Origin of the sequence: Acinetobacter sp. BY419 (assembly GCF_019038395.1) — a bacterium.
Classification (GTDB): domain Bacteria; phylum Pseudomonadota; class Gammaproteobacteria; order Pseudomonadales; family Moraxellaceae; genus Acinetobacter.
In genome coordinates, this window is sequence record NZ_JAGFXZ010000024.1 from 41,819 (window position 1) to 51,195 (window position 9,377).

The following is a 9,377-nucleotide window of genomic DNA, read 5'->3' on the forward strand; positions in this document are numbered from 1 at the left end:
AGATCATGTCGCAGCTTTCAACAATCATTGAACAAGCGTTTGAAGACCGTGCGAATTTTACAGCTGCAGATTGCTCTGCTGAAATTCGTCAAGCAGTTGAGGAAGTAATTGCTGGTCTAGACAATGGTACTTTACGTGTTGCTGAAAAAATCGATGGTGAATGGGTTGTTCATCAATGGATTAAAAAAGCAGTATTGTTATCATTTAAGTTAAACGACAACAAACCAATGGAAGCTTGTGATCTTCGTTTCTATGACAAAGTAGATACTAAATTCTCAGGCTGGACTGAAGAACAGTTCAAAGCTGCTGGTGTACGTGTAGTCCCTCCTGCTGTTGCGCGTAAAGGTTCATTCCAGGCTAAAGGCGTGATCTTGATGCCTTCTTATGTCAACATCGGTGCTTATGTAGATGAAGGTACGATGGTTGATACATGGGCAACTGTCGGTTCATGTGCGCAAATTGGTAAAAATGTTCACCTGTCAGGTGGTGTAGGTATTGGTGGCGTACTTGAGCCACTTCAAGCGAATCCGACTATTATTGAAGATAACTGCTTTATTGGTGCACGTTCTGAAATTGTTGAAGGCGTGATCGTTGAAGAAGGTTCTGTCATTTCTATGGGCGTGTTCATTGGTCAGTCGACCAAGATTTATGACCGCGCAACTGGCGAAATCCATTATGGTCGCGTGCCAGCAGGTTCAGTTGTTGTTGCTGGTAGCCTTCCATCTAAATGTGGTACTTACAGCCTGTATGCTGCCATTATTGTGAAAAAGGTTGATGCTCAAACTCGTTCTAAAACAAGCCTGAACGATCTATTACGCGAAGACTAAGATGTCTTGAGTTCCTCATAGAACGAGAGTCATCTTGCTCCTCATCTCTACGGTTAGTAATGATCGTAGGGATTTTTATTTTTATACCTGGTTATTTATTTTTCATTGGTTAGTTTTGTTATGAATACGCTTCGATCTTCCGCAATTCCTGTCTCTGATCCGTCTGCGGGTTTACGCATTACGGAGATTTTCTATTCATTGCAAGGTGAAGCCAATGCCGCAGGATTGCCAACGGTATTTATCCGTCTAACCGGCTGTCCATTACGTTGCAGCTACTGTGATACGACCTATTCATTTGAAGGGGGTGAGCGTCAGTCTCTGGAAGATATTATCCAGACCACGCTCAATTTTAAAACACCCTATGTCTGTGTGACCGGCGGTGAACCCTTGGCACAACCCAATGCCCTGCCCCTGATGCAGCGACTGGCCGATTTAGGATGTGAAGTTTCACTTGAAACCAGTGGTGCTTTGGATGTTTCCAAAGTAGATCCGCGCGTTTCCAAAGTTTTAGATTTAAAAACGCCAGCTTCAGGTGAAGTTGCACGGAATTTGCTTTCCAATCTCGATCATTTAACGCCACATGATCAAATCAAGTTTGTCATTTGTAACCGCGAAGACTATGAATGGTCAAAGCAGCAGGTTGAACAGTACCAGCTTCAAGAGAAAGTGAGCACTGTCTGGTTTTCGCCTGCATTTGCGGTCGAAAAAGGTGCAGTTCGTTTACCTCAACTGGCGCGTGACTTGGCTCAGTGGATTTTAGAAGACCATCTCCCTGTTCGTTTCCAGTTACAGCTGCACAAGTTGTTATGGAATGATGAAACTGGTCGTTAATTTTTTGTAAAGTATTTTTTTGGAGAATCAGCTTATGCGCCCTCGTGCCATTGTCCTGTTATCTGGCGGATTAGACTCAACAACATGTCTGGCTTGGGCACAGGCACGCTATGATGAATGCATCGCACTCAGTTTTAGCTATGGCCAACGCTCAACCACGGAACTGGATGCAGCCAAAGCACTGACTGAACGTGCAGGTGTAGAACATCGTGTCATCAATATTGATCTGGGTAATCTGGGTGGTTCAGCTCTTACCGATCATAGTATTGAGGTGCCTGATCATGAACAAGCCGGCATTCCGATTACCTATGTTCCTGCACGTAATACCATCTTCTTGTCTTATGCTTTAGCCGCTGCAGAAGTCTTTAAGGCTGAAGCGATTGTAATCGGAATAAATGCGGTCGATTACTCCGGTTATCCGGATTGCCGTCCGGAATTTATTGAAGCATTTGCCAACATGGCACGCCTTGCTACCAAGGTTGGTGTGGAAGGTCAGGCGCTCAAATTTGAAACACCTTTGTTACATTTATCCAAAGCAAATATTATTCGCTTGGGTATAGAACATGGCGTAGACTACAGTCAAACGGTATCTTGCTATCAAGCAGATGACCAAGGCCGTGCCTGTGGTAAATGTGACAGTTGTCGCTTACGTAAACAGGGTTTTGCGGACGCAGGTGTTGAAGACCCGACACGTTATATACCGTAATAACAAGGTAGAGTTTATGAAGAATCTAAAATCAAGCATCGTGCTTTCAGCAATTGTTTCAGCTGCGGCTATGTTCGCAACTACGGCTCAAGCAGCTGATGACAAATTACAACAAGCATATAAAAGCACCAATGTGAAATCTGCATTGATCAATGTTTGTAAAGATGAAACTGGCAAAAGCAAGAAACTGACCTCTGCTGAAGTCAGTAAATATTGTACTTGTGCTGTTGAAGCAGATGGTAAATTAACCAATGCGCAAAAATGGGAAATTCAAAGCACGATTAACCAGAAGAAAAGCCCTGGTAGTTTAGCTTTTGTACAAAAGCAGAATAAAGATCTTCAAGCATGTTTTGGTCCACAGTTAACAGGTAAACTGAAAACTTTGACTGAAGAAGCGATGAAATCAGCTCAAGCAGCACCAAAGAAATAAAGTCTGATTATTCTTTGTGAAGTAAGCCACTATAATGTGGCTTATTTTTTTGAAATATTTTAGAGAAAACAGGAGTTTTTATGTCTGAAATAAGTTTAGTTGACCAGAATTTCCCTGCGACGACCGGCGAGATCAATTTAACCCAGCTGGATACAGACTGGCTGGTCATCTATTTTTATCCTAAGGATTCTACACCGGGCTGTACCACTCAGGCTGTTGGATTTTCCTGTTTAGAAGACCAGTTTGATGCCTTAAATACCACGATTCTGGGTGTATCCCGCGATTCGATAAAAGCGCATCAGAACTTTACTGAAAAGCAGAATTTGAGTATTAATCTGATTAGCGATAAAGAAGAAATCCTGTGCCATCATTTTGACGTGATCAAAGAAAAGAATATGTATGGCAAACAAGTCATGGGAATTGAGCGTTCAACTTTTATTTTCCATAACGGCGAACTGGTCAAAGAATATCGTAAAGTGAAAGCCGCTGGGCACGCTGAACAAGTGCTAGAAGATTTAAAAGCATTACAAGCTGCCTGATCGCAACATTCACGATAAAAGCCCATCCGGTTGGGCTTTTATCTTTCGGACAAAGCACTCAAAATAGTCAAAATTTTTGTGTTTATCTTCTGCTTAGATTTTTAAAAGTGCAGTTGGCTAATAGGCTGAGCATCATATTCAGATTAAAATAAGATTGAGCCAATAACCAGATATTGATAAATACTCACTTAATTCAGCTCACATTGTCCCGAAAGCTGAAGATTTACTTTCTCCCCAACGCCGGCAATACCTTTTCTCATTCCAAAATCACTGCGCTTAATCACCGCTGAGGCTTGCACATTCAGCAGATTGGCATTAGAAGGATTCGGTTTAAAGGTAGTCACAAAAGTTACCGGTTTGGTCACGCCACGTAGGGTTAAATGACCTAAAACATTGTAATTTCCATTACCTAAATCTTTAAACTGGATACTTTTAAACTGTACAGTTTTATATTTTTTGGCATAAAACAGGTCTTCACCCAAAATCATAGGCTTCAATAGAGGTTTACTAAAGCTCAAACTATCAACATCCATGACCAGATGGGTGGATGCATTTTGTGGGTCTCTGGCATCATAGTGCATACTGGATTGCACCTGATTGAATTTGGCTTTCACCACCGTCATTCCCATCGACTTGATCTCAAAACCGACATCACTTGTGGGGGTTAAGGTCCATGATCTTGCAAAGGACTGGCTGGTCAAAGCTAAACAGATCACCACGCTGGCGAAACCAGTTTTTATTATTGTTTTCAATTTAAAATCTACCTTATTTAATTTCTTATTGGTCGGATTCAGGTACACGGCTTAATCTGAAATTAAATTTTCTTTTTTTGTGGTCGAACATCTTTTCGTTATTTTTATATCAGTTTATTCAAGTTTTTGTAAAATGATTCATGACTAATGGAAAAAATAATCGATATAAATTCTCGGTAAAATAGATTGATATAAGCCAACTAGAACGATTTCACATTATAAAATTTTGTTTTTTAAAAAATTTAGCTCTAAAATATGACTATTCATTGTAAATTTTAATAGGGGATTTAAATCTACCCGCGGCTTGGAAGTACAATAGCCTTTACCACTAATAGAATAAAATGATTACGCAATAACGTAAAACTCAGCAATCAAAAAATACTTTTAGCCAGTTTTTTAAATATGTAACTATCGTAGTTTCCATTGTCCATCTAACTCAATGTTCACTTTTCCCCCTATCCCCCCAAACGCTTTTTTCATACCAAAATCACTGCGGTTGACCACGGCTTTGGATTCAACATCCAAAAGTTTTGGGTTGGCTGGATTGGGTTTTAAAACTGTATGCAGGGTTACAGGCTGGGTGATACCGCGTAAGGTCAAATCTCCTTTTATACTATAGTGATGATTACCTAAAACTATAAATTCATGACTCTTAAACATCGCTGTTGGATATTTTTTTGCATAAAATAAATCTTCACTCAAAATCATGTTTTTTAGTGAAGGCTTGCTCAAGATTAGGCTATTTATATCCAAAACAAACTGTGCCGAGGCATTTTGTGGCTCTTCGGGGTCGAAGCTCATACTGGATTGAACCTGCTCAAATTTCCCTTTCACCACAGAAAAATCTATTGACCTGATATTAAAACCGACATGGGTTTGTGAGGTTAGTGTCCATTCCTGTGCATGTGCTGGAGCAAGCAGGCTTAGACTAACCACACCCGCAATTACGATACTTTTGATGGTGGTCTGGAGCTTCATCTTACCCACTCCTGAGTCGTTGCAATTTCTTGCCCCGACTTAAAAGTTTACTTGAGATTCTTCCAGATTGGTTTGATCTTGTGTCAGGTATTTGTGCTGCAATTGTTGGTAAGTAGACGTATTCTGAAATTTCTGTAAAAACTCGCGGGTACCTAGAGGAAAGGCTGATTCGATAATTTCACCCCGATAATAAGCTTCACGCAGCGGGGTCGCGGAAATTGCACCTTTCAGGCTTTCAAGTTCAACCATCTCCCATTCCGGAAAAAACTTCAAATAATACGAAGAATCATCTTTAAAATGCCCAATCAATCCGACTTTGGCATTCGGTTCTATGGCCTGATTCACCAGCGATTTCACCAGTTTTTGCCATTTTTCATCATTATAAACATCAATGACTTCTACAAATTTGATGCGTGCCTGATCTTCCGGACTAAAATTTGAAAGAATCATGGCTTCACGCTCCGAGGCCAAGAAGGGATTCTTGATATTGCGTTCATTTTGCGCAGAACCGAGGGCCAAAATCACATTTCGGCTGTGTTGCAAGGCAATATTGATGGTTTGCATGTGCGCCAGATGAAAAGGCTGAAAGCGGCCAATGAAAACCAGGTAATCAAATGTATAGTTCATAAGGAATCAGTTTTTTATGACTCATGAGTTGTGCCACCCCAATAAATATGCGACATAATAATTCCCATAAAATCAAATTAAGTTTTAAAGCAAGGATAGTACGATGACACTGAGCTGTATTCAACAACCTCATGAGCATTTGAATGCGAATTTAGAACATGGTGTACTCACTTTAGCCATCAATCGCCCAGAAGCGAAAAATGCGTTATACAGCGAGCTTTATTTATGGATCGCTCAGGCACTCGATGAAGCAGATCAAGATAATGAGGTTCGTGTAGTCGTATTACGTGGTCAGGACGCAGACTTTAGTGCCGGTAATGATATGCAGGATTTTATGAAATCTGCTGCCAAGAAAGGTCAGGCACCTGCTGCTGAAGGCCCGCCGTTTATTTTACTCAAATCTGCTGCAAAATTTTCCAAGCCATTAATTGCAGCGGTACGTGGGGTTGCGATCGGAATTGGGGTGACGATCTTACTGCATTGTGATTTGGTCTACAGTGATAACACTGCCCTGTTCCAGATTCCATTTGTCAGTCTGGGCCTATCACCTGAAGGTGCATCGAGCAAATTACTGATTCAACAGGCGGGTTATCATAAAGCAGCTGAATTATTACTGACTGCGCAAAAATTCAATAGTGAAAAAGCACTCAGTGCAGGTCTGGTTAACAGTATCGAAGAAGACAGCTATGCTGCTGCACAAAAACAGGCGCAAACCCTCGCAGCTTTACCCTTGGCATCTTTGAAGCAAACTAAAGCGTTGATGAAACATAATCTGGATGAAATTGTTGAATGGATCGACCATGAGGCAGAAATCTTCATGCAGCGCGTCGGCTCACCTGAAATGCTGGAAGCTGTCCAGGCTTTTATGCAAAAACGTAAACCTGATTTCACACAATTCAACTAATTTTCAAACTTAGGAATCAATGAGGTAGTTTACACTGCCTTATTGATTCCTTTACTTGCCAGAATAAAGAATATGTCTACTGAAAAATTGATTGATAAATCTCATCAAATGCCTGATAGCACCAACCCTGACAACAAACGCTATTATGAGCCTGCTCCTCAGGATATAGATGTAGATAATTTTCGTAAGGTGGTTGAAAGCCGACGTTCAGTCCGTAAATTTACCAAAAAGCCAATTCCTGCCGAAGTTCTGGATGCCTGTCTGGATCTGGCATTGCTGGCACCGAATTCGTCAAACTTACAGCCATGGACCTTTTATGTGGTACAAAACCCGGGCAAGAAAAAACGTCTGGTCAAAGCCTGCATGGGTCAACTGGCAGCAAAAACTGCTTCCGAGTTAATTGTTTGTGTGGCACGTACCGACCGTATTGATGAAATGGCGAAGCGTAATGTGAATGAATTCCCATTCCCAGAAGCACCACCCGCGATTAGAAAATACTATAAATATATTCCATACAACTATAAGACCGGTTATCTGAATGCTTTTGGTAACTTTAAGAAAATGGCGTTCAAAGTTGCCCGTACTTTAGACAAACAGATGCCGGTATCTGCCTTTAGTCCAGCAGATGCCAAACTTTGGGCGACTAAAACAACGGCACTGGCTTGTGAAAATATGGTCTTGTCCTTACGTGCCTATGGCTTTGATAGCTGCATGATGGAAGGTTTTGATGAACCAATGGTACGGGATATCTTAGGCTTAAATGATCAACAGTATCCCGTCATGGTGATTGGTGCAGGTGAACGTGCGAATGATGGTGTGTTCTTCCCACAGTACCGATTTGACCGCGAGTTGTTTATTCAGAAGGTTTAATAGCAGCTATAGAAAAACAAAGCCTTAAGTTCATCCTCATTTGGTGACATGGATATCGCGCTTAGGCAGAGATTCAAGGATGAATTCCTGCCTGACACATAATTTTGCTTATCTTATGCAATATATTCCTTGTCCTTTAAAGCCATATCAACCTGCAAACAGAGAGTGAATTCTTCATACTATATGAAGACTATGCCATCTTAAAAATGCCAGTAAATAATCAAAACCTATGAATAGTGGGTTTTCAGTTCCCGATAATCAATCCAGTTACAATGAAACCCGACCGGCACACGAACCGGCAAATGAATCGTTGCAATCGGTCCTTCAGTCATATGCTGTGCATCCAGAATCACTACTCTAGATGGACTCCCATCCAAAGCATGAATATAAGACATGAGCCAGCCCTCATTTTCAGCTTGAGAACCTTCCCGGGCGATGAATATCACCTCCCCTGCTACCCAGTTTGCACCAAAGGAATAACTTTCTGAACTGCCAGTTTCCAGATCATGGCTCAAGAGCCTATTGCTGCTGATATGAACAGGATCATCAAACTCGCCAAAGGAAATACTGTAGACATAACGATAAGGCCGCCCTGTATAAGCGTCATTGATCCGTGGGAATTCCTGTTTCATCCCGGATAATACCGTCCGAGTCACCTTCCCGGCGGCTTGCTCGAAAATAAAACGCTCCAGTCGAATATCCTGAGCCTCAATCGGTCCCTGTATAGAATTGACTAATGCTTTGGAGTGAATTACGGCATCCATCACTACATCGCCAGTATTCAGGTCATACGCATTTACGGTATGAAAAATAAAACAGGGATCAATCTCATACCAGCGAATATCAGCCACTTTACCGCCAAAAGGTAATACTCCAATACGTGCCTGCCGTTTGGGATTCCATTGATATGGCAGCATTGAACCCTTTAACAGACTGCGTACCGAGAATTTTACATTCAGATCCAGAATCAGCACCTGAGATTTGGTAATGGCACAATCGTGAATCATCGGGCCATGTTTTACTGGTATTTCGACCTGATGTTTCAACTTTCCTTCTGAATCTATTTGCAGATAAAAAACTTTATTCTGAGTTAAAGCATCATAACAAACCGCATGAATATCACCGGTTTCAGGATCAATATGCGGATGAGCAGTAAAGGGTAGATCCTGATCATTTTCAAATAAATGATGCCGTTTTGACTCCAGTGCAGCATTCAGTTCAACTGGATAAGCCCCCGCTTCTACCAGCGCCCAGATTTTTCCGGCGAAGTGGATGACGTTGGTATTGACAGCATCCGCAACACCTCGCGATTTACCGGGAATTTGTGGCCGATGAAGTTTTTTCTGTACACTGGCAGAGCCAATATAACTACTTTTATACCAGTGTGCCTTGCCACCTTTGAGTCTGAGCGCATGCAGCATGCCATCGCCCGTAAACCAATGATAGTTGCGTGGGTTTTTGACTGTGATAGGATTTGGACCAATCCGCATCAGTGCGCCATCCAGTTCTGCAGGAATCTGTCCTTCCACCCTTAAATCTGTAAAAAAGTGTTCCTGTCGTTGCGGTGCAAACATACCTTCCAGGTAAGGGTTGTCATGCGAATATGGAATGCGCTGATGCAGGATTTCTGTACCATACTGGATAGATTTGCTGAGAGTATTTTTAAGCATGCTGTTCAGCAGTTTTGGCCACTGCATTGTAATTATCCTTATTGTATTTTTTCTTTGGATTATTCTGGCAGAGATTATAATAACAAAAGCCATCTGGCTATTTTCTGAATCTAGACTAACGGCGCGTTAAATCGAACACGCCGTAGTAACAGAACGTCAAACTTATAATTTTAGACCTTGATATCTAAAAGCTGAATAAACTCAAAGGCTGGCTCTTCATAAGGATGACTTTCCTTGAGAGCC

General features: G+C 41.6%; 11 protein-coding genes and 1 pseudogene. 7 read left to right on the forward strand and 5 right to left on the reverse strand.

All coding sequences use genetic code 11. The features are described from left to right. The first annotated feature begins 5 nt into the window (after positions 1-5). From dapD to KUG37_RS10430, 5 genes are all read left to right on the forward strand, one after another. Positions 6-827 (forward strand): 2,3,4,5-tetrahydropyridine-2,6-dicarboxylate N-succinyltransferase, encoded by an 822-nt coding sequence (gene dapD / locus KUG37_RS10410; protein WP_216935402.1) that lies wholly within the window; start codon positions 6-8, stop codon positions 825-827. A gap of 120 nt (positions 828-947) precedes the next feature. Beyond that, on the forward strand, positions 948-1,658 hold the full coding sequence (queE, locus tag KUG37_RS10415) for a 7-carboxy-7-deazaguanine synthase QueE (protein WP_216935404.1): 711 nt from the start codon (positions 948-950) through the stop codon (positions 1,656-1,658). A 34-nt stretch (positions 1,659-1,692) separates the two neighbouring features. Then, positions 1,693-2,364: a 7-cyano-7-deazaguanine synthase QueC gene (gene queC, locus KUG37_RS10420; RefSeq protein WP_216935406.1), complete on the forward strand. Its 672-nt coding sequence runs from the start codon at positions 1,693-1,695 to the stop codon at positions 2,362-2,364. A gap of 16 nt (positions 2,365-2,380) precedes the next feature. After that, positions 2,381-2,794, forward strand: a complete 414-nt coding sequence (locus KUG37_RS10425) for a hypothetical protein (RefSeq protein ID WP_216935408.1) — start codon at positions 2,381-2,383, stop codon at positions 2,792-2,794. 80 nt (positions 2,795-2,874) lie between these two features. After that, a complete protein-coding gene (locus KUG37_RS10430) occupies positions 2,875-3,333 on the forward strand; it encodes a peroxiredoxin (protein ID WP_216935410.1) in 459 nt (152 codons plus the stop codon). A 188-nt stretch (positions 3,334-3,521) separates the two neighbouring features. Here the strand turns inward: KUG37_RS10430 and KUG37_RS10435 are convergent, their stop codons facing one another. From KUG37_RS10435 to KUG37_RS10445, 3 genes are all read right to left on the reverse strand, one after another. Next, positions 3,522-4,085: a YceI family protein gene (locus KUG37_RS10435; RefSeq protein WP_216935425.1), complete on the reverse strand. Its 564-nt coding sequence runs from the start codon at positions 4,083-4,085 to the stop codon at positions 3,522-3,524. Positions 4,086-4,493: 408 nt separating this feature from the next. Beyond that, positions 4,494-5,063 (reverse strand): YceI family protein, encoded by a 570-nt coding sequence (locus KUG37_RS10440; protein ID WP_216935426.1) that lies wholly within the window; start codon positions 5,061-5,063, stop codon positions 4,494-4,496. A 39-nt stretch (positions 5,064-5,102) separates the two neighbouring features. Next, on the reverse strand, positions 5,103-5,690 hold the full coding sequence (locus KUG37_RS10445; RefSeq protein WP_216935427.1) for a nicotinate-nicotinamide nucleotide adenylyltransferase: 588 nt from the start codon (positions 5,688-5,690) through the stop codon (positions 5,103-5,105). Between the two features lie 103 nt (positions 5,691-5,793). Here KUG37_RS10445 and KUG37_RS10450 point away from each other — a divergent pair, with 103 nt between their 5' ends. Further along, positions 5,794-6,594, forward strand: a complete 801-nt coding sequence (locus tag KUG37_RS10450) for an enoyl-CoA hydratase (protein ID WP_216935428.1) — start codon at positions 5,794-5,796, stop codon at positions 6,592-6,594. Positions 6,595-6,702: 108 nt separating this feature from the next. Next, on the forward strand, positions 6,703-7,464 hold the full coding sequence (locus KUG37_RS10455) for a nitroreductase family protein (RefSeq protein ID WP_216935436.1): 762 nt from the start codon (positions 6,703-6,705) through the stop codon (positions 7,462-7,464). Positions 7,465-7,691: 227 nt separating this feature from the next. Here the strand turns inward: KUG37_RS10455 and KUG37_RS10460 are convergent, their stop codons facing one another. Together KUG37_RS10460 and KUG37_RS10465 are read right to left on the reverse strand one after the other, a co-directional pair. Beyond that, on the reverse strand, positions 7,692-9,161 hold the full coding sequence (locus KUG37_RS10460) for a carotenoid oxygenase family protein (RefSeq protein ID WP_216935429.1): 1,470 nt from the start codon (positions 9,159-9,161) through the stop codon (positions 7,692-7,694). 143 nt (positions 9,162-9,304) lie between these two features. Then, positions 9,305-9,377: pseudogene (locus KUG37_RS10465) on the reverse strand (NGG1p interacting factor NIF3); the annotation flags it as partial.

Coding starts and splice junctions, on each gene's coding strand:
- dapD (WP_216935402.1), top strand. CDS start 6: ATGTCGCAGCTTTCAACAATCATTGAACAAGCGTTTGAAGACCGTGCG.
- queE (WP_216935404.1), top strand. CDS start 948: ATGAATACGCTTCGATCTTCCGCAATTCCTGTCTCTGATCCGTCTGCG.
- queC (WP_216935406.1), top strand. CDS start 1,693: ATGCGCCCTCGTGCCATTGTCCTGTTATCTGGCGGATTAGACTCAACA.
- KUG37_RS10425 (WP_216935408.1), top strand. CDS start 2,381: ATGAAGAATCTAAAATCAAGCATCGTGCTTTCAGCAATTGTTTCAGCT.
- KUG37_RS10430 (WP_216935410.1), top strand. CDS start 2,875: ATGTCTGAAATAAGTTTAGTTGACCAGAATTTCCCTGCGACGACCGGC.
- KUG37_RS10440 (WP_216935426.1), bottom strand. CDS start 5,063: ATGAAGCTCCAGACCACCATCAAAAGTATCGTAATTGCGGGTGTGGTT.
- KUG37_RS10445 (WP_216935427.1), bottom strand. CDS start 5,690: ATGAACTATACATTTGATTACCTGGTTTTCATTGGCCGCTTTCAGCCT.
- KUG37_RS10450 (WP_216935428.1), top strand. CDS start 5,794: ATGACACTGAGCTGTATTCAACAACCTCATGAGCATTTGAATGCGAAT.
- KUG37_RS10455 (WP_216935436.1), top strand. CDS start 6,703: ATGCCTGATAGCACCAACCCTGACAACAAACGCTATTATGAGCCTGCT.
- KUG37_RS10460 (WP_216935429.1), bottom strand. CDS start 9,161: ATGCAGTGGCCAAAACTGCTGAACAGCATGCTTAAAAATACTCTCAGC.